Here is an 18,019-nt window from a genome sequence, read left to right as displayed (position 1 = left end):
TCTATATGCAAAAAGACCGCCGATTGGCGGTCTTTTATTTCGAGAGACAAGCAAAGTTACACTTGCTGGTATTTTTGCTTCACAGAATCAAACATGGCAATCGCCATACCCGAGAGCAAACCCACCAAATGCGCCGTATTGGCAATCGCCATAAACGGCTGAACAAAGCCCAGCACTAACCATACCAGCATAAAGCCAATAATCGGTTTTGGCAGGGTTAGACCAAGATGCGGCAGACGGTAGCCAAGAATCCATAAGTAACCAAGCAACGCATAAACCACGCCAGACAAGCCACCGAAGTTCGCTCCCTCAACGTAGAACTGCCCCGCACCGGACAGTGCCGCTGAGATCAAGAAGATTTGCAGCAGCTTTCCTGAGCCTAAGCGACGCTCGATATCACCACCTAGTTGCCACCACCACAGTAAGTTAAATGCAATATGGGTGACTGAAAAATGCAATAATGCATGGCTTATCCAGCGCCAAAGTTGCCATTGCTGCCCTTCAAATGCGGGAAAATGCAATAAGTCGAAGACACCTCTACCAAAGCCTAATATCTGCAGAAGGTAAATCACTGCGCACGTGAACATCACCGAGAGTGTCACAGGGCCCGCTTTAGCTTTAACCATGCTCATGATGCTCGGGCTCGCGTAATGAAACTGGCTCTTACGAGTATCGGCAACGTCCCACGAAGCTGCACTGTATTTCGATCCGGAGGGATTCGCAAGAAAGTGCTGTAATTCGGCTTCCACTTCTATTTCGTGCTGACTATCCGCAAGCCAGAGTGCAAATTGCCCTTCGCCTTCTGGCATCATTTGGATTTCAATCTTGCGTGATGCCATGTAATCAATGAAAGCTTGCGCCATGCGTGGGTTATTTAACGTTACCAATCTCTTCATTAACTTCTCACTATCGGTAGTTGTGCTCGTTGCCAGGCTTCAAAGCCACCATCCACACTGTACACCTGTTCGAAGCCTTGGTTAACTAAATATTGTGCAGCACCTTGACTACTGATCCCGTGATAGCACATCACTAAGATAGGCTGTTCAAACTCAACGTCATTCATAAACGAAACGATAGAGTCATTGGTTAAGTGAAATGCCGACTCAGCGTGAGCAACGGCAAACGCTTGAGGGTCACGGATATCAACAAGCCTTACGTCACCTTGCTTAAGTAGAGTCAGTGCGCCTTGTACATCAATATGCTGAAACTGGTCCATTTCTTTCTCTTTCTTTTGTTCATAATTGCGGATGCTATTGTAACCTATCCAGAGCCAAACTTAGACACAAGGATAATCTGGATATTAAATCTTGCTCACAATACCACCACTTGTGGATAAAGCTGTGAATTACGTTGATAAGGTATATTTAGATCTTTTGATCCACAATATATAGTAATGATCTTGATTTAGTTGTGTGTATATTTATAACTATCCCCAACTAGCATTAGACTTGAAAGCCTTATTTTGTCCGGCTTTCGAACAGTTGATGAATAATTACCTCACAGAGTTATGCACAGGTAGCACAGATAAGTGGGATCGCAAACGCTACCGATATTCGATCGAAAATAAAAAAGCCGAGATCACATGATCTCGGCTTTCTATGAAAATCTTATCTTAGATGAGAAATTGAAGTTAGAATTCCCCAACCGCCAGTTTCAGTTTCTTCATTGCGTTCTTTTCTAACTGGCGAATACGCTCGGCAGAAACGCCAAACTCATCGGCAAGGTCTTGCAACGTTGCCTTCTCATCGTCTAACCAACGAGAACGAACAATGCGCTGGCTGCGCTCATCTAAACTTGCAAGTGCATGACCTAAACGGTTGTTAGTGTGCGTTTCCCAGTTTGCCGCTTCAATATTGTCAGCCACATCAGATGACTTGTCTTCTAGGTAGACCATTGGGGCAGTGTACGAGTTTGCGCTGTCATCATCATCCATTGGCATGTCAAACGTTGAGTCGACGGCCGCTAGACGAGATTCCATTTCTCGCACCTCTGAAGGATCCACACCCAGCTCACGAGCAACGGTTTCTACTTCACCGTTGTTGAACCAACCAAGACGCTTTTTGGATTTACGCAGATTGAAGAACAATTTACGTTGCGCTTTGGTTGTCGCGATCTTCACGATACGCCAGTTACGCAATACGTACTCATGAATCTCAGCTTTGATCCAGTGAACAGCGAAAGAAACCAAACGCACACCCACTTCTGGGTTGAAACGCTTAACCGCTTTCATCAGACCGATGTTGCCCTCTTGTACTAGGTCTGCCATCGGCAAGCCATAACCCGAGTAGCCACGAGCAACATGAACAACGAATCGTAGGTGTGACAGGATCAGGCCTTTCGCCGCATCTATCTCACCATTGTAATGTAATCTTTCTGCCAGCCCACGCTCTTCTTCTGGTGTCAGCATTGGGTAGCTGTTTACAGAACGAATATAGCTATCAAGACTATCTTGCGTGACTAGAGCCATCGGATACGCTTCTTTTGTCATTCAATTCCTCATCAATCTCTGATCTGGAGCATTACATTACAATTTAGCTTCGCCATCTTGAACTTAAAATGAACAAGTTTCAAGAAGGGCGAGTAATTATCCATAAACAAATGGTCTAAACAAGAGGAGAGATATTAGCTTGTGCTAATAAATTCCAAGTATAAGACCTTTATCACCTAAACAGGTTCAATTTCGTTCAGGTGACGCTGCGCGGATACTCGTGCGGCGATACAACCCAGTAAACTACCAGTGATGATCAACAACAGAGATTCATCCCAACTCAATCCAATCAAACGGAATTGGCTGTCATAAAGTGACGCCAACTTTTCCACAGCATTATTCATAACAACGGTGATCAAAGCCGTCACTAACCATGCTATGCTTGCACCCAACACACCGAACCACATGCCCGTGTATAAATAAGGACGAAGAATAAAGCTGTCGGTCGCCCCAATCAGCTTCATGGTTTGAATCTCTTCTTTGTTCGCCAGCACATTAAAGCGCAATGTATTACCGACGATTAAAAATACCGCACCCAACATCAGTATTGTCAGGGTGATAACAATAATACTAGCAAGAGTTTTGATGGCATCAAGGCGTGCTAGCCAGTCTTCATCGAGCCTCACGTCGGTCACGTCTTGTTGCTCACGAACTTGCTTGGCAATCGACTGAATATCACTCTTCACTTCTGAATCGGGTGTAATCACCAACACGCCAGGTAATGCATAACCACTTAGTAGGCTCAACGCTTGGTCAAAGCCGGCGTATTGGCTTAAATCCGATAGACCTTGTTGCGGCGAAATATATTCCACCTCTTTTACTAAAGGCCAAGTCTCGATTTGATCTTTTAACACCATCACGCGTGCATCAGGCATGCCTTCCACTAAGTAAGCACTCACTTGCGATGGTGATGCGACGTCCTCAGCTGCTCCAGCGAGGTTTTTCCCCAGCAAATACAAACAAGCGGGCATCGACAACGCCATCGAAATCACGGCTAGAGTAAGAATGTTACCTAAAGGACGACGCCATAACGCGCCGAAAGAAGATTTTGCTTGTTTTGCATGGACAGAAAAAAAACCATCGGTATTGGCACGCTTGGCACTGCGACCTTTCCCTTTCTTCTGGGTGCGCTTGTTACCTACCATAGTCTTCTACCTCACTTAGGAAGCCTTGGTTCAATTCAAAATGGCGATATTGTGGGCGAGTATTTACTAACCCGATATCGTGCGTCGCAAGGAGAATCGTTACGCCTGCCCGGTTAAATTCTTCAAACAGTCGTAACACGCGGTTAGACAGCTCAGGGTCAAGGTTACCAGTTGGCTCATCGGCCACTAGCAAGGTTGGCCGGTTTACCACGGCACGTGCGATACCCACCCGTTGCTGTTCACCACCAGATAACTGGCTAGGCAAACAACGGGCTTTATCGAGCAAGCCCGTTTTATCCAACGCTGCAGAAACGCGGCGTTTGATTTCATTTTCGGAAATGGATTCAATGCGCATCGGCAGCGCCACGTTGTCGAACACGCTGCGATCCATCAAAAGACGGTGATCTTGGAATACAATTCCGATATTACGGCGCAAAAACGGAATGTCTTTGTTTGAGATACGTGTGATGTCATGACCATTGAAATGGATTTTTCCATCGGTTGGACGCTCTATCGCACATATCAATTTCAACAAGGTGCTTTTACCTGCACCAGAATGTCCGCCTAAAAACGCCATCTCTCCGCGCCTCAAGTGAAAATCGACTTTCTGCAGGGCTTGTCGACCACCTCGGTAAGCTTTGCTCACTTGCTGAAATTTGATCACCGTTTGATTTCCTCTAACTCTAATTACTCTTCACGGCTAAACAGAGCGTCAATGAACTCTTGAGTTTCAAAAGGACGCAAGTCTTCGATACCTTCACCAACACCAATGTAGCGAATTGGGATTTCGAACTGATCGGCAATCGCAAAGATCACACCACCTTTTGCTGTCCCATCCAGCTTAGTCAAGGTAATCCCGGTTAGAGGCGCAACATCACTGAAAAGTTTTGCTTGGCTAATGGCGTTTTGACCCGTACCTGCGTCTAGCGTTAGCATGATCTCATGCGGTGCCGAATCGTCAATTTTCTTCATCACGCGGACGATCTTGCGTAGCTCTTCCATCAGGTTTGCTTTGTTTTGTAGACGACCTGCGGTATCCGCAATCACCACATCCACACCACGCGCTTTTGCTGCTTCAATCGCATCATAAATGACCGAAGCACTGTCAGCGCCAGTATGCTGAGCAATCACAGGTACATTATTACGCTCACCCCATACTTGTAGCTGTTCAACGGCTGCAGCACGGAAGGTATCACCTGCGGCAAGCATGACTTTTTTACCTTCATTTTGGAATTGTTTCGCCAGTTTACCGATCGTGGTGGTTTTCCCCACACCGTTCACACCAACCATCAAAATAACGTAAGGTGTTTTGCCACTGTCGATTTCAAGAGGCTGTTCAACCTTAACAAGGATTTCAGCCATCTCTTCTTTCAGCAGACCATAAAGGGCTTCGCCATCTTTAAGATCGCCGCGAGAGGCTTTCTCTGTCAGGTTGTTGATGATTTTTGTTGTGGTGTTCATGCCCACATCAGCAATCAATAGCTGCTCTTCTAGCTCTTCGAAGAGGTCATCGTCAATTTTTTTACCGCTGAATAAACCAAAGAAACCTGCGCCAATGTTGGCTTTGGTTCGACTTAGACTGCGCTTAAGACGTGCAAAGAAGCTCTCGGTCGGTTTTTCCTGCTCTTGAACACGAGGAGCGACGGGGGCTTGCGGCTCTTCTGCTTCTGCTTCTGCTTCTGCTGAAACAGCCTCAGCTTTCACTGACTCTTCTTCCACACTTGTTTTTTCTTCCACCGGCTCGGCAACTTCTTCCGTTGGTTTCTGCTCGGTCGCAGGCGCTTCCGCTGCTTCTTCTTTTACTGACTCTTCCGGCGTTGGCTTTTGGCTTTGCTCTTCATCACCAAAACCTAGCCACGAAAGTAATCCGCGCTTCTTTTTTTCCGTCATCTGGGGCTATCCTAGATTGTCTCTTTATCTATTAAGTACGCTTTCCTGAAAACAGAATGACTGATTCAGAAAAGCCTGATGACAGAGTTGTGCTAACTTTCCAATTAGGTAATTCTAATCTTATTAGTGTTACACTCTGTCATCTTGAATATTCTGGGCTGCACCCAAGCTTAAAGCTTGGGCGATTGGCTATAGTATCACTTTATTAGCGGTCAAAAAATCTATGGTAAGACGTCGCCAGCAAAACTCCTCACAAAAAAAGCCAACAACGGGCTTTGTTCGCATTATTAGTGGTTTATGGAGAGGTAGAAAGCTACCTGTGCATGATGCAGAAGGTCTGCGTCCAACCACGGATCGCGTAAAAGAAACGCTGTTTAACTGGTTAGCTCAAGATGTACCACAAGCAAAGTGCCTCGACTTATTCGCAGGTTCCGGCGGCTTAGGCTTTGAATCCGCTTCTCGCCAAGCGGAACAAGTGACCATGATTGAGCTAAACCCTCAAGCATTTCTGCAGCTACAGAAAAACGTAGCCTCACTTAATGCTAGCAATATCCATGTGGTAAATACCGATACGCTGAGCTTTTTAAAGCAACCGGGCACGCCACATCACGTAGTATTCATCGATCCACCGTTTCGCAAAGGGTTATTGGATGAAACCGTGACCTTGCTAGAGCAAAACGGCTGGCTGACTGAAGATGCGATGATTTATATTGAAACTGAAAAAGAGCTGAACATGGCTGGGGTTCCGGATAGCTGGCTCCTGCACCGAGAAAAAACCGCAGGTCAAGTGAGTTATCGCTTATACGCACGCTCACCAGCTTAAAGTTTCGATTTAAAAGGATAGTTAAATGAAAGCGCTATTGATACTGGCAAAAGCGGCGATCGCCTTTGTCTGGTTTATACTAATTCTCAACATTTTTATGCCATTCCCAGGAAAAGCAGCTATCGCGCTGTACATCATGGCCGCATTCCTGTTCATGATGCATGGTTTGCAGATGGCGATCTTCATCGGTGCGTTTGGTGACAAAATTAAGATGAGCGCATGGGAAAAGTACTCGATTTTAATTTTTGGTATTTTTGCTCTGCTCGATATTCGTCGTAAGCACATGATGTAATAAGACAGATAAACGAAAGCCGCTCACAAGAGCGGCTTTTTATATTCATCCGATGAGCAAAAGTTTAACCCATGTAACTCTTCACGCCATCAAGAAACATCTGGGTAGAAATCATAACCAACAGCAACCCCATCAAACGCTCAATCGCTTTGAGACCACGCTCTCCCAAAATCCGGTGGAAGAAGCTGTAGAACATCAAGATGAAGAAAGTGGCGCCCCAAGCAATCAATACAGCGGCAGACAACTCCATAATCTTGTCTGGATGCTGAGAAGAAAGTAAAAGCAGTGCAGCGATAACCGAAGGCCCAGCAATCATGGGGATGGCCATCGGCACAATAAACGGCTCTTCACCTGCGGCCAGCCCGGTAATGCTACCAGCACTTGGGAAAATCATCTTAATGGCGATGATAAACAGAATGATGCCGCCAGAAATACTCAAGGTCTCAGGCTGAACATGAAGGAAACTCATGATGCTCTGTCCTGCGAACAAGAACAGCATCAGAATCATCAAGGCAAACACGAGTTCACGAATCAGTACTTTTCGGCGACGCTTCGCATCTAAATGTTTGAGAATGGACAACACTATCGGCAAATTGCCAAGAGGATCCATAATAAGAAACAGCATGGTCGCTGCTGAAAGAATGTCCATGTTCTGGCCTCGACTAATAAGATGGCGGCCAGTATAGGCGAGACTATGTTTGAGGGCCAATTAAAAACATTCGCCCTCACTTCGGTCATACTAGGTCGGAGCTTAGTGGTTGCAGATACGCGCCATGTTCACCACAAACTTACCTTCCAGTTCAAGTACTTTTTCGCGTTTTAGCAAAAATTCTAGCAATGCATCTAAGTCTAGATCATTCAACTTACAGGTATGAAAACGCACTTCTGCGCCAAAGTGAGCCGCTAGCTCATCACGATTCATTGGCGTTTCGCGAAGTAAGTTTAGTAGGTCATGGGCATGAATTTCAGTCATCATCAACTCCAGTGTTCAAATTCAGTGTGGTCAGTGTACTCAAATCAGCTAACGTTGCTTTGACTTAGGTTAGGATCTGTTAAACCTAATAAATGATGGAAGACACAATAAGTGCATGCGCTAAAAAGTAACTCCCACTCACCCACAAGTAAGCATGTCTCATTGGCTTACGATACCCATGAATAGCATAAACAAGCGCGGAACCCGTCATAACGAGCGTCCCAGTGAAACCAAGCGCATTGGCATAACTTGGAATATGTAGCCAGACGTCACCGGCTGACCACGCAAGGAAAACAAGCATGATGCCCATAACAACGACCGGAAATACCAAAGAGTCTAATTGAGGAAGTAGCAAGAAAAAGGCAACGATGCTTGCGGCCAACAATAACGCTAAAAGCCACCAAACAACTTCGCCGTTAATTTGCACCCAAAAAGCTTTGCTATAACAGAGCTGGGCCAACAAGTAGCTAGCAAAGTAAAGCGGCTTGCGAGATTTGAATGAATGAAGCGTGTCTGCAAGTATGAAAACGATCAATCCGCCAGCAATCCAATAGGTATGAGCTGCTGAGTCGCCCTGAGTAATTGCCAAAATAAACAACAAAAGCAGAGTAAAAATTTTAAATATCAGGGATTGTGTTGGATTAACTTGCTTCGCTCCCAACACGGAATATAGCCCCGATAGCCCAATTGCCAACCAACTCCACATGCCGTATACACCTTTTATGTTACCTCGCCGCTAGTCTAGGTAGACCAATCGCTATGTAAAGGTGCAATCTATGAAAGTTGGATCTCGCTAGCGATTCGACACATTCGTTACGCCGACCACCACTTTATACTTTCTCTCACAATAGAAGGCCTCCCCACTAGCATTAACATACAGAAAAAATTGAAAAGAAAACCATCAATATGCTCGCAATACAGACAGTATGATGGAATTATCGACACAAAATAGAAATCCACCCAATTAGCGATTCAAAAGCAGAAATATTGCAACCTTGATACAGCAAAAACCCCCAGACGCCCCGTTACAATATAGAATAAAAACTCAAGTTACACATATTAAGTATCTAATATTGATGACAATAGTTGCGTTTGTTCAATAAAACTCGACCTTAGACAATAGGATCCGTAGTGCTGCGTTTTTAGCACGATAACTTTCTCATCTGATAAGAAAATGACGCCAACCAAGCCACACACTCAATCACCCCTGCCAGAAAGCACCACCATTTTCCCAACTTTTGAGAAACACACAAAAAATACATAACCAAACCACCACCAGAAAAAAAAAACACTATCACCCCATTAATGTAACGAATTTTAACTAATAAAAATCAATAATTTATAATTTATTAGGAGAAATAAACCACAATAAGAACACTTAGCAATCAAGTCAAAAAACACTGTTTTAATCATCAAATAGCGGTGATAATGAATGATTAAGTATTGTTTTTGAAAACCTTTTGGCAATCTGGTTGATCAAAGCCTGAAAACAGTGCTATATTGATTACATCGAGTTCATCAAGGATTTAAGGGGTAGTGTTATGATTTCTTCTTCTCAGAAACAGGGGCTGGTAATGATTGCAGTAGTTATGGGTTTAATGACACTGCCAATGATGTACTAACCAATTGATTTAAATAAAAAAGGGACGCGTACGCGTCCCTTTTTTTATTATTTATTTTTTGCCAACTATAGATGCTTAGACAGAATATCCCAATGCAAGTAATAAAAACCAAGTGCGGCAAGCGTAATCAAGGTCATTAACAAAATCGCCGTTCGCCAGATAAAACGAGAGCTTCTCGGCGTCAACTCTTTTTCACATTCATCGCAGGCGGCCATAAAGCCTTTTCTATCGTCCAGTTTGTAATTTTCTTCATGTACGATCTTATTACGCACTGTTGCAATAAAACGTAATTTTGCGATGACATCATGTGGCAAACGCTCTTCACAACTGGTGATCAGTTGGTGTAGTCCCTTCCCCTCTGCATGGTATTGTGTTCGCAGAAGCTTTTCGATCGTTCGGGTACGCATGACAACTTTCTCAATATCTGACATCGTGCCCCTCCTTACTTGATCCTTCCTTTATCCATCATTTCATTCTTCTACAAATCTGGAGTTTTTTCGAGATACTAAATGCAATTTTCCTTTCAATTTGTGTCCTTACACGCAGATAAACTGTGAAGTGCGCCGAATAAAGCCCTCCCCATTTACTAAATCATCAAAAAATTATCTCAACTCATCGTTTAATCAGGAAGTTCTGTAAAATAGGGACCAATGAAACATTGGAGGTTATCATGCCAATCTCACTTATTTTAGTTTTACTCACCCTGATCGCTCTAGGAGCTTGGGTATTCTTTCGCTTTTATAGCAAGCATTATTTCGGTGAAAATGCCCCTGAGCAAAGTGCACAAGTCACCATATTAGACAAACAAGCGATCGATATACCGGACGCGAAGCCCGGCCAAGACGATCAAGAGTATTGGATTTATGTGCAGCGCGGTTCCATGGGACCGAAACGCGAATTTCAAATCGGGGTACATTACTACCACGCTCTTAATCCAGGTGACAAAGGGACGCTGACTTATCATGGCGACAAATTTCTACACTTTGCCCTCAAACGTTAATCTACGGCAGCAACCATCGAGTCTTGGCAGATCTCGAAAACAGATAACTCATTGCCAAGGCTCCTGCTCCACTTAATATGACCCACAGTGGGATCACCCATATTGGATTCCCTTGGTGCCAACCAAACGCCTTCATCGGCCACAAGAAGATCGGGTGCAACAAATAAATGCCTAAACTGTACTGACTAATGAAACTCACTACCTTCTGGATTTTCGGCGGTAACTCTTCCCCAACATAACGGCATAACATAAAAATCATCGAAGCCGCTAAAACTACGTTGAGCGTTTTGTAAGACAACCAACGACCCACCGTATATTTACCGGCATCCAAACTATTCATCACCACCATAGTAAACGTCAACGCCAATGCCACCAGCCCGAGACCAGTAAACAACATTGTGACCGAACGATTGAGTGGGATCTTCTTAAACAGCACGTAACCTAACGGTAGGTAGCCCATATAGAGCCACATTTGATTACTCCAAGGCCCATCAATCTTGAACAAGAATAAGGTGCTGGTGAATAACCACAGCGCCAAATAAGCATAGAGAGCGTTATCGTCCATATGACGTACCATCCACTGAAATAACGGAATTACAAAATAGAGCGGAATAAAGTAGTAAAAGAACCCAAGGTGATAGTAAGTCGCATGGTGCAAGCTGTTGCTCACGACTTCTTTTACCGTGGCAAAGTCAAAGCCTTGCGCTGTCCAGCCTGACAAATACGCATAAAACATCGACCAAACTAAAAAAGGCACCAACACTTTACCTAAACGCCGTTTGACGTAGTACTTGGCATCAAAAGGACGCGTATCACTGAGCATCAAGGCTCCGGTGATCAAAATGAACACTGGTACCGCCCAACGACTCACACTATTTACACCGACGGCCGTTAACCATTGGTCAAGAGGAATCCCGCCCAACTCAGTGCGGTATGGGGCCAATACGTGAATGGCGATCACTGCAATAGCCGCGACACACCGCAATAAGTCAAAAAACAGAACCCTTTCTCTCATGGTTTTTTCTACTTGGAATGACTGTACGCTTATAGCATAGGGTAATTTTCATCCAGTTAAATAGTTAACAATCTGTTTTTGCTTGTTTTTAACACAACAGCGAACTCTTAAATAACATTGATCTGTAAAATGATTTGCTGCAACACCCATTGTTCAAACGGAAGCCGTAGCCCCAACCTTTCTCGAATGGGCAACAGCATAAGTCAGCTTATTACTTTGGGATGTTGGACAGATTAATAAGAGAGGTCTTTATGAACAAAGCATTATTAAGCATTACTGGTTTGTGTTGTGACCTTAGCTGGATGCAACCAAAAGGAAGAGGCCGTAACACCAGCGCAACCGGAAGCGAACCCTATCTGCAGCGCAGAAAACCTTGCTGGCGGTTGGTCACAAGGTGAAGTGACACCTGAGGCTCAACAAGCGTTAGATTTTGTACTCGGTCAGCTGAATACCGCGGCTAAGCTAAAAGAGCTCTTGAGCGTACGTACTCAAGTCGTAAATGGCCTTAACTACGCGATTGAATTCGAAATGGACAATGGTGAAGTTTGGAACACCATCGTTTACCGCCCACTGAAAGGTGATATGGAAATGACGCGGCTAGCACTACAAGGTCGCATTTGCCCATAACCCAAGCTTGCTGATTTGCGACACTGAAGCACAGAAAGCAAAATGGCTCCCATTGCGGAGCCATTTTTTATACTGAGTCGTAAACTGATTTAAACCGCCGCCACTTTGGCTTTTGGTAACTTGATAGAGATGACCGTCGTCAGCGCTAAGAAGGCAAAAGAGACCCACAGACACGCCGCCAGACCCGCTTCTTGGTAAATCCAACCGGATAGAACCGTACCAATCAAACGTCCCATCGCATTCGCCATATAGTAGAAGCCGACATCCAGTGAAACACCATCGCTTTTCGCGTAGCTTACGATAAGGTAAGAATGCAAAGATGAATTCACCGCAAATACCGCACCGAAGCTCATCAAGCCGACAACAATAACCAGTTCTGGTTGCCAACCAATTTGCACGCCGTAAGCAATCGCGCCAGTGATGACAGCAAGGATACCTGCCCAAATCAATGCTGCACTACCGTCTGGCACTCTACCTTGTGCTTTACCGGTAATACGAGGCGCAAAGCCTTGAACGAATCCGTAGGCAATCACCCAAGCCGCTAGGAAACCGCCCACCATCAGGTGATCCCAGCCAAACACACTGCCTAGGTAGATCGGAAGTGCAACGACAAACCACACATCACGCGCACCAAATAGGAACATACGTGCCGCAGACAGGATGTTCACCGATTCTGACTTAGAGAAAATCTGACGGAATTTAGGCTTGCTCTTCGCTTTACCCATGTCAGCCTCTAGCCAAATCAAACTGGATACGAAAACAATCGCCAGCACACTTGCCATGATGACCATCGAAGTTTGGAAACCAAACGCGGACAACAGCAAACCACCAATAAAGAAGCCTGCGCCTTTTAACGCGTTTTTCGAACCCGTTAAGATCGCCACCCATTTATAAAGTGCCCCTTGCTGCTCGTCTGGCACCAACGTTTTAATCGCGCTCTTGGCACTCATCTTATTCAAATCTTTGGCGATACCTGAAATGGCCTGCGCTGCCATCACCCAAGGGATGGTCAACCACGCATTTGGCACTGCCAACATCAGCAAGGCAAAAATCTGCATCCCTAACCCGACGTTCATGGTTTTGTTGAGACCAAGTCGAGCACCTAGCCAACCACCAACCAAGTTGGTCACTACGCCAAAAAATTCATAGAAAAGGAACAGCGAAGCAATGGCTAAACTTGAGTAGCCTAAGTCATGGAAGTAAAGCACCACCAACATACGTAGTGCGCCGTCCGTCACGGTGAAGTTCCAATAGTTGAACGTCACCAGCATGTACTGACGGATACTTTTACTTAGTTTTGAAATCATAACGACCTCAGATGTACTGCAATCAGAGCATTTAGATCATGATGTTCCAAATACTCTATGACCTGAACACCAGTATTGAGCCATCTCAATACTGGTGCCAAACTGCGAAACAAGAACTGACAATAAAATTAACTATTACTTAATAATAAACAGATAGTTAAATATCAAACTGGCATCCAAGTATCACATAAAATAGTAAGCTACATGGCGTAAGGAGAGCTTTTGGAACATGATGTTCCAAAAGCTCGACAAGCTGATCACGCGCTTTGTGCGACGCGCTCGATGTACTCAACTTGTACTGGTTTGGTGAACGCGCCAGGACGCAAAGCTTGCACTTCGCGCACGATATCTTCTAGCGGCCAACCTTTCTCTAGCAGTAGATGCGCAGCAAACAAACCTGTACGACCAGAGCCGCCTAAACAGTGCATTGCGACCTTACCACCTTGCGCTAGAATTGCGTGCAATTCAGGGCTTGCTTGTTGCCATTTTGCAGCAAACCCTTCGTCTGGCGCGCAGTCGTCTTCAATCTCTATTTGAAACCATTTCATGCCTAACTGTTGAGTGATTTCGCCCAGAGCAGAAACGTCTTGCGCTGCCAACTCTGAGTTATCAAGTGCTGTCACTACCGCTTGTACACCTTGGTCTTTCAACTGCTTTAGAGAATCTTGCAGTTCAACACCTTTTGTACCCGGACACGGAGTCAAAACCAAAGCGCCCGCTTCTAAATCTAATTGCCATGTAGGATGAGACATTTTAAAACTCCTTATGCCATACCAACGTTACGAACCAATTCTGCAGTGCGCGTTGCGTAGCCCATTTCATTGTCGTACCAGGCGTAAATCTTCACCATGCGAGCGCCAACAACCATAGTGGATTGTGCGTCAACGATGGTTGAACGTTGGTCGCCTTTGTAATCGATAGAGACCAATGGACGCGCTTCAAAGCCAAGGATGCCTTTTAGCTCACCTTCCGATGCTTCTTTCAGTAGTGCGTTCACTTCTTCTGCCGTGGTATCACGTTTCACATCAAAAATGATATCTGTCAGCGATGCGTTTGCTAAAGGAACACGAACTGCGTGACCATTAATTTTGTCTTTTAGATCTGGAAAGATTTCAACAATTGCAGTCGCACTGCCCGTAGTGGTTGGGATCAGGCTCATACCACATGCACGCGCACGACGTAGATCTTTGTGCGGCGCATCCAGAATCGTTTGTGTGTTAGTTAAATCGTGAATCGTTGTAAATGATGACTGCTCGATGCCCAGTTTCTCGTGAATCACTTTCACTACTGGTGCAATACAGTTAGTGGTACAAGATGCCGCTGTGACGATGCGGTGCAACGCTGGATCGAAGATGTGGTCGTTCACACCAACCACGATGTTTGCTACACCTTCTTCTTTTACTGGCGCACTCACTACAACGCGTTTTACGCCTTGCTCTAGGTATTTGTTTAGGAATGACGTTTTTCGATGAACACCCGTTGCTTCAATCACAACATCACATTGACCCCAGTTCACCGCATCGATATCACGCTCCTGTGAAGTCGTGATGCGTTTACCGTTGATCACCATGTCTGTGCCTTCAACTTGCACTGCGTGGTTCCAACGACCTTGAACTGAATCAAACTCAAGTAAGTGGCCCAAAGTCGCTGCATCGCCCGCTACATCGTTGATGTGTACGAACTCTAGCTCTGGCCAATCAAACGCAGCACGCAGTGCCAAACGACCAATTCGACCGAAACCGTTAATACCTACTTTAATCGTCATAATCTTCTACCTTTTCAAGCCTATAAACTGTTAACGCTTACTACTAGCAGCAAGCCGCACGAGCTTTATCGTGCAATCGTGAAATATCGTCTTGGTACTCTTTCTTCAAACAGTTCGAGTCCACCAAATCATCAATTAATTTTTGCATCCATCCTGGTAACAATTCGGACAATTCGTAATACACCCACTGCCCCTGCCGTATATCAACTAAGATACCGTTCGATCTGAGTTGCGCGAGATGGCGCGATATTTTTGGTTGGCTTTGTTGTAGCGCGTAGGCTAAATCACCAACACAGACTCTTTCTTCACGAACCACCAGCATTAAGCAACGCACACGGGTCTCGTCGGAGAGAAGTTTGAAGAACTGATGTGGAAGCATAGGGAACATACCTATATATGGATATGCATATATAATTATTTAAAACTTAGGTGTCGTCAAGCGATCGTGCTCGACTGTAATAAAAGTTTAATATTTGATCAAATTATGCGCCAACGAAGCTCTGACTCCAGCGAACGGCCTCATCGAGTTCCAACGTCACATCATCAAAAGACAAACCCTGTTGTTCGTGTACGTCTAGCCAATCTGCACGCTCGCAGCACTCTCCCATAGCAAGTAAGGCGCCATCTTCCCCTTGTCGGTGAAGTAGCACTTGTTGTACTAAATGACTCAAAAGGAGCTGTTCCACCAGCGATTCCACTGATAGATCGAGCATGGTATCGAGAATTGGCAGTAAGCCAACCATGAAACCCTGCTCGCTATACAGAGAAAAAGGTTGGTAGCGAGAGATCCATTGGCAAAATTGCGCCCGCTGCAAACACAACATGTATAACTCACGCGGTTTGCGACTAGAAATGTATGAAGCAACGATTACAGAAACAAATAGCTTTAACTTATCTTGACCAAGATAAACTAATGCCTGACGAAATGAAGTAATGGGTACTTCCAGTTTAATCGATTGGGTGTTCACGAAGCGCAATAGTTTGTAACACAGCGCGACATCTTGAGTGATGATGCTTTCAATACGACCAAAATCTAAATCAGGTAGGCAAACTTCTTGGTAAGCGATGTAACAAGCTTTGTGGAGGAAAATGGATAAAGCATCGTGACGATGCGATCAGCGGGTTGGTACCGACTGAGAGAAAGTTATCCACAATCAACGGCATGCTACCCGGTTTGATTCGATGTGAGCAGGGTAAGCATTACTTTCACCATCACGGAACAACAACTCATACCCCAGCGTCTGTCTTTTTCGGTTAAAAATGGGCTGGCGAGCGACATACGCATTAATCATATTTTGTGGTTTTTATCTTTTATTATTTAGCTGCGGCTAACAATGCTCCACACCCCATAAACATCGAGCCAAATACTTTGTTTATTTTACCCATAACCTTGTCTGAGCGAATAAACCGTCCCATCTGTGCCGCTAGTGTGGTGTAGCCTAGCATGACAAACGCATCAATCGTAACTGTCGTGATACCTAGCACCAGCAGCTGAGTCAGCTGTTCTTTTGCAGGGTCGATAAACTGTGGAAACAATGCCACCAAAAATACGATTGATTTTGGGTTGGTCAGGTTAATAAGAATGGCTTTGTACAATAGTGAAGAACCTGACATCACTTTATGATTTTCCTTGGCCACTAAGCCAGACGTATCACGCCACTTTTGAATGCCAAGCCACACCAAATAAGCCGCTCCGACCCATTTGATCATGCTAAAAGCCGCTGCCGATTGCGCGACTAACGCTCCAATACCAGCCCCAACCAATGCAATATGAATAGCCAGACCAATTTGCAAACCAACAATAGCCCCTAATGACTTGCGGGTGCCGTAACTCAAACCATTGCTGATTGAGTTGACGGTACCAGATCCCGGAGCCAGACTAAAAACAATTGCAGTTACCACATAGGCTAACCAAACGTGGGTATCCATTGCATTTCCTCTATAATTCTTCGATGATACGTCACGTCAATAACGCATCTTCAGGTAATCGACTAATGGCTATTCACCATTCACCTTTGACTTATACTCAAGAGACTTTATTTGAGCAAGCAATAGGTGGTCCGATCGCTGCACTCTGGCAAACTCGCCAAGAGGGCTTCATCAAAGGTACAGAAAAAAAGAAAATCTATTGGTGCAAACTCACCCACTCTGAACACACAAAAGCGGTGCTCATCGTCAATGGCCGAATTGAGTGTTGTTGGAAGTACCAAGAGCTGTTCTACGATCTATACCGACAAGGTTACGATATATATTCGTTTGATCACCGTGGACAAGGTTTATCAGATCGCTTGATACCAGACTCAGACATGGGTCACGTCTATGAATTTGATGACTATATTGATGATATGGCATTGGTGCTCAAACAACTCGATTTAAGCTCCTATCAGCAGCGATTTATCATCGCACATTCAATGGGTGGAGCGATTGCAACGCGTTATCTGCAAACTCACCCAGAGCATCATTTCAATGGTTTGATCTTAAGCTCACCGATGTTCGGCATTGATTTACCCTGGTATCTCAATCCGGTTGCGCTCCCTGTCAGCCAGATCCTCACAGCATTCTCATCCAAACCTCACTATGCACCAGGGCACAAAGAGTACTATCCCAAGCCATTTGAAGACAACCCACTCAGCCAAAGCTACGATCGCTACCACTGGTTTCGTTGCTTATACCGTGATAAACCAGAGCTGCAAGTTGGGGGGCCTAGTACGCGTTGGGTGTGGCAAAGTTTAATGGCGACTAAACAGTGCATTTTATTAACGCGTCAGGTGAAAGTTCCAGTGTTGTTAATGCAATCAGGCAATGATCGTATTGTTAGTAATCAGGCTCAGCAGCGCTTTATCAATAAGTTAAGAAAAACCAACCCTCATGCAAGCTTGGTTTCTATCGCTGGTGCCGAACACGAAGTCTTGTTTGAAAAAGACCAATATCGTAATCAAGCTTTGGATGCCATGTTTAACTTTATGAAAGAACAGAGACAGACCACAGATTAAAGAGGAAACTTTCGCTTAGCGATTTACCCTCTTTTTCTGCCTAATTTTGGCGTAAACTGCCTTTTGTTCCCCGCACTCG

Annotated in this window: 21 protein-coding genes and 1 pseudogene; 5 read left to right on the top strand and 17 right to left on the bottom strand. The window is 44.9% G+C overall.

Features of this window, described 5'->3' with window-relative positions; genetic code table 11:
• Positions 1-56: 56 nt before the first annotated feature.
• The 6 genes from glpG to ftsY form a co-directional block, all read right to left on the bottom strand.
• The gene (gene glpG / locus AK966_RS18225; protein ID WP_099080955.1) at positions 57-896 is read right to left on the bottom strand and encodes a rhomboid family intramembrane serine protease GlpG; all 840 of its coding nucleotides are present in this window, start codon (positions 894-896) and stop codon (positions 57-59) included.
• Positions 896-1,216, bottom strand: coding sequence for a thiosulfate sulfurtransferase GlpE (gene glpE / locus AK966_RS18220; protein WP_099080954.1), 321 nt, complete (start codon positions 1,214-1,216; stop codon positions 896-898). The genes glpG and glpE overlap by 1 nt, the downstream gene beginning before the upstream one ends.
• 414 nt (positions 1,217-1,630) lie before the next feature.
• Positions 1,631-2,488 (bottom strand): RNA polymerase sigma factor RpoH, encoded by an 858-nt coding sequence (gene rpoH, locus AK966_RS18215; protein ID WP_099080953.1) that lies wholly within the window; start codon positions 2,486-2,488, stop codon positions 1,631-1,633.
• Positions 2,489-2,664: 176 nt separating this feature from the next.
• On the bottom strand, positions 2,665-3,633 hold the full coding sequence (gene ftsX / locus AK966_RS18210) for a permease-like cell division protein FtsX (protein WP_099080952.1): 969 nt from the start codon (positions 3,631-3,633) through the stop codon (positions 2,665-2,667).
• Complete coding sequence (ftsE, locus tag AK966_RS18205) at positions 3,623-4,297, bottom strand: cell division ATP-binding protein FtsE (protein WP_005535654.1); 675 nt, start codon at positions 4,295-4,297, stop codon at positions 3,623-3,625. The genes ftsX and ftsE overlap by 11 nt, the downstream gene beginning before the upstream one ends.
• A 23-nt stretch (positions 4,298-4,320) precedes the next feature.
• Positions 4,321-5,523, bottom strand: a complete 1,203-nt coding sequence (ftsY, locus tag AK966_RS18200; protein ID WP_099080951.1) for a signal recognition particle-docking protein FtsY — start codon at positions 5,521-5,523, stop codon at positions 4,321-4,323.
• Positions 5,524-5,746: 223 nt separating this feature from the next.
• Between ftsY and rsmD the strand changes: the two genes are divergently transcribed.
• Both rsmD and AK966_RS18190 read left to right on the top strand, forming a co-directional pair.
• Positions 5,747-6,346 (top strand): 16S rRNA (guanine(966)-N(2))-methyltransferase RsmD, encoded by a 600-nt coding sequence (gene rsmD, locus AK966_RS18195; protein ID WP_099080950.1) that lies wholly within the window; start codon positions 5,747-5,749, stop codon positions 6,344-6,346.
• 25 nt (positions 6,347-6,371) lie between these two features.
• Positions 6,372-6,638: a DUF1145 domain-containing protein gene (locus AK966_RS18190; protein WP_099080949.1), complete on the top strand. Its 267-nt coding sequence runs from the start codon at positions 6,372-6,374 to the stop codon at positions 6,636-6,638.
• 64 nt (positions 6,639-6,702) lie between these two features.
• On the opposite strand, the gene AK966_RS18185 is transcribed toward AK966_RS18190, so the two are convergent.
• From AK966_RS18185 to AK966_RS18165, 4 genes are all read right to left on the bottom strand, one after another.
• Positions 6,703-7,287, bottom strand: coding sequence for a YhgN family NAAT transporter (locus AK966_RS18185; protein ID WP_005430358.1), 585 nt, complete (start codon positions 7,285-7,287; stop codon positions 6,703-6,705).
• A 102-nt stretch (positions 7,288-7,389) separates the two neighbouring features.
• Positions 7,390-7,611 (bottom strand): YecH family metal-binding protein, encoded by a 222-nt coding sequence (locus tag AK966_RS18180; RefSeq protein ID WP_172438190.1) that lies wholly within the window; start codon positions 7,609-7,611, stop codon positions 7,390-7,392.
• Between the two features lie 85 nt (positions 7,612-7,696).
• On the bottom strand, positions 7,697-8,317 hold the full coding sequence (locus AK966_RS18175; RefSeq protein WP_119464660.1) for a lysoplasmalogenase: 621 nt from the start codon (positions 8,315-8,317) through the stop codon (positions 7,697-7,699).
• A gap of 981 nt (positions 8,318-9,298) precedes the next feature.
• The gene (locus tag AK966_RS18165; protein ID WP_099080946.1) at positions 9,299-9,664 is read right to left on the bottom strand and encodes a DUF4145 domain-containing protein; all 366 of its coding nucleotides are present in this window, start codon (positions 9,662-9,664) and stop codon (positions 9,299-9,301) included.
• Positions 9,665-9,903: 239 nt separating this feature from the next.
• Here AK966_RS18165 and AK966_RS18160 point away from each other — a divergent pair, with 239 nt between their 5' ends.
• A complete protein-coding gene (locus AK966_RS18160; protein ID WP_099080945.1) occupies positions 9,904-10,233 on the top strand; it encodes a DUF2500 domain-containing protein in 330 nt (109 codons plus the stop codon).
• 1 nt (position 10,234) lies between these two features.
• On the opposite strand, the gene AK966_RS18155 is transcribed toward AK966_RS18160, so the two are convergent.
• A complete protein-coding gene (locus tag AK966_RS18155; protein ID WP_099080944.1) occupies positions 10,235-11,248 on the bottom strand; it encodes an acyltransferase in 1,014 nt (337 codons plus the stop codon).
• A 288-nt stretch (positions 11,249-11,536) separates the two neighbouring features.
• Between AK966_RS18155 and AK966_RS18150 the strand changes: the two genes are divergently transcribed.
• On the top strand, positions 11,537-11,875 hold the full coding sequence (locus AK966_RS18150) for a cystatin domain-containing protein (protein ID WP_409120267.1): 339 nt from the start codon (positions 11,537-11,539) through the stop codon (positions 11,873-11,875).
• 89 nt (positions 11,876-11,964) lie between these two features.
• On the opposite strand, the gene arsJ is transcribed toward AK966_RS18150, so the two are convergent.
• The 6 genes and pseudogenes from arsJ to rhtB all read right to left on the bottom strand — a co-directional run bounded on the left by arsJ (position 11,965) and on the right by rhtB (position 16,876).
• On the bottom strand, positions 11,965-13,182 hold the full coding sequence (gene arsJ, locus AK966_RS18145) for an organoarsenical effux MFS transporter ArsJ (protein ID WP_119464659.1): 1,218 nt from the start codon (positions 13,180-13,182) through the stop codon (positions 11,965-11,967).
• 257 nt (positions 13,183-13,439) lie between these two features.
• Entirely contained in the window at positions 13,440-13,934 is a 495-nt protein-coding gene (locus AK966_RS18140) for a cyclin-dependent kinase inhibitor 3 family protein (protein ID WP_099080941.1), read from the bottom strand.
• Between the two features lie 11 nt (positions 13,935-13,945).
• Positions 13,946-14,947 (bottom strand): ArsJ-associated glyceraldehyde-3-phosphate dehydrogenase, encoded by a 1,002-nt coding sequence (locus tag AK966_RS18135; RefSeq protein WP_099080940.1) that lies wholly within the window; start codon positions 14,945-14,947, stop codon positions 13,946-13,948.
• Positions 14,948-14,990: 43 nt separating this feature from the next.
• Positions 14,991-15,326: a metalloregulator ArsR/SmtB family transcription factor gene (locus tag AK966_RS18130; protein ID WP_099080939.1), complete on the bottom strand. Its 336-nt coding sequence runs from the start codon at positions 15,324-15,326 to the stop codon at positions 14,991-14,993.
• Positions 15,327-15,429: 103 nt separating this feature from the next.
• Positions 15,430-16,239 (bottom strand): annotated as a pseudogene (locus tag AK966_RS18125) (EAL and HDOD domain-containing protein).
• Between the two features lie 22 nt (positions 16,240-16,261).
• Positions 16,262-16,876 carry a homoserine/homoserine lactone efflux protein gene (gene rhtB, locus AK966_RS18120; protein WP_099080938.1) on the bottom strand — a complete coding sequence of 205 codons (615 nt, stop codon included), beginning with the start codon at positions 16,874-16,876 and terminating at the stop codon, positions 16,262-16,264.
• 65 nt (positions 16,877-16,941) lie between these two features.
• On the opposite strand from rhtB, the gene AK966_RS18115 reads away from it, so the two are divergent.
• Positions 16,942-17,940, top strand: coding sequence for an alpha/beta fold hydrolase (locus AK966_RS18115; protein ID WP_119464658.1), 999 nt, complete (start codon positions 16,942-16,944; stop codon positions 17,938-17,940).
• Positions 17,941-18,019: the final 79 nt, after the last annotated feature.

This window comes from Vibrio sp. PID23_8 (assembly GCF_003584965.1).
GTDB lineage: Bacteria > Pseudomonadota > Gammaproteobacteria > Enterobacterales > Vibrionaceae > Vibrio.
This window is presented reverse-complemented; position numbering and strand designations above follow the sequence as displayed.

Coding starts and splice junctions, on each gene's coding strand:
- AK966_RS18180 (WP_172438190.1), bottom strand. CDS start 7,611: ATGACTGAAATTCATGCCCATGACCTACTAAACTTACTTCGCGAAACG.
- AK966_RS18135 (WP_099080940.1), bottom strand. CDS start 14,947: ATGACGATTAAAGTAGGTATTAACGGTTTCGGTCGAATTGGTCGTTTG.
- AK966_RS18140 (WP_099080941.1), bottom strand. CDS start 13,934: ATGTCTCATCCTACATGGCAATTAGATTTAGAAGCGGGCGCTTTGGTT.
- rhtB (WP_099080938.1), bottom strand. CDS start 16,876: ATGGATACCCACGTTTGGTTAGCCTATGTGGTAACTGCAATTGTTTTT.
- AK966_RS18130 (WP_099080939.1), bottom strand. CDS start 15,326: ATGCTTCCACATCAGTTCTTCAAACTTCTCTCCGACGAGACCCGTGTG.
- rpoH (WP_099080953.1), bottom strand. CDS start 2,488: ATGACAAAAGAAGCGTATCCGATGGCTCTAGTCACGCAAGATAGTCTT.
- arsJ (WP_119464659.1), bottom strand. CDS start 13,182: ATGATTTCAAAACTAAGTAAAAGTATCCGTCAGTACATGCTGGTGACG.
- AK966_RS18115 (WP_119464658.1), top strand. CDS start 16,942: ATGGCTATTCACCATTCACCTTTGACTTATACTCAAGAGACTTTATTT.
- AK966_RS18175 (WP_119464660.1), bottom strand. CDS start 8,317: ATGTGGAGTTGGTTGGCAATTGGGCTATCGGGGCTATATTCCGTGTTG.
- ftsY (WP_099080951.1), bottom strand. CDS start 5,523: ATGACGGAAAAAAAGAAGCGCGGATTACTTTCGTGGCTAGGTTTTGGT.
- AK966_RS18185 (WP_005430358.1), bottom strand. CDS start 7,287: ATGGACATTCTTTCAGCAGCGACCATGCTGTTTCTTATTATGGATCCT.
- ftsX (WP_099080952.1), bottom strand. CDS start 3,633: ATGGTAGGTAACAAGCGCACCCAGAAGAAAGGGAAAGGTCGCAGTGCC.
- AK966_RS18190 (WP_099080949.1), top strand. CDS start 6,372: ATGAAAGCGCTATTGATACTGGCAAAAGCGGCGATCGCCTTTGTCTGG.
- AK966_RS18160 (WP_099080945.1), top strand. CDS start 9,904: ATGCCAATCTCACTTATTTTAGTTTTACTCACCCTGATCGCTCTAGGA.
- glpE (WP_099080954.1), bottom strand. CDS start 1,216: ATGGACCAGTTTCAGCATATTGATGTACAAGGCGCACTGACTCTACTT.
- AK966_RS18155 (WP_099080944.1), bottom strand. CDS start 11,248: ATGAGAGAAAGGGTTCTGTTTTTTGACTTATTGCGGTGTGTCGCGGCT.
- rsmD (WP_099080950.1), top strand. CDS start 5,747: ATGGTAAGACGTCGCCAGCAAAACTCCTCACAAAAAAAGCCAACAACG.
- AK966_RS18165 (WP_099080946.1), bottom strand. CDS start 9,664: ATGTCAGATATTGAGAAAGTTGTCATGCGTACCCGAACGATCGAAAAG.
- glpG (WP_099080955.1), bottom strand. CDS start 896: ATGAAGAGATTGGTAACGTTAAATAACCCACGCATGGCGCAAGCTTTC.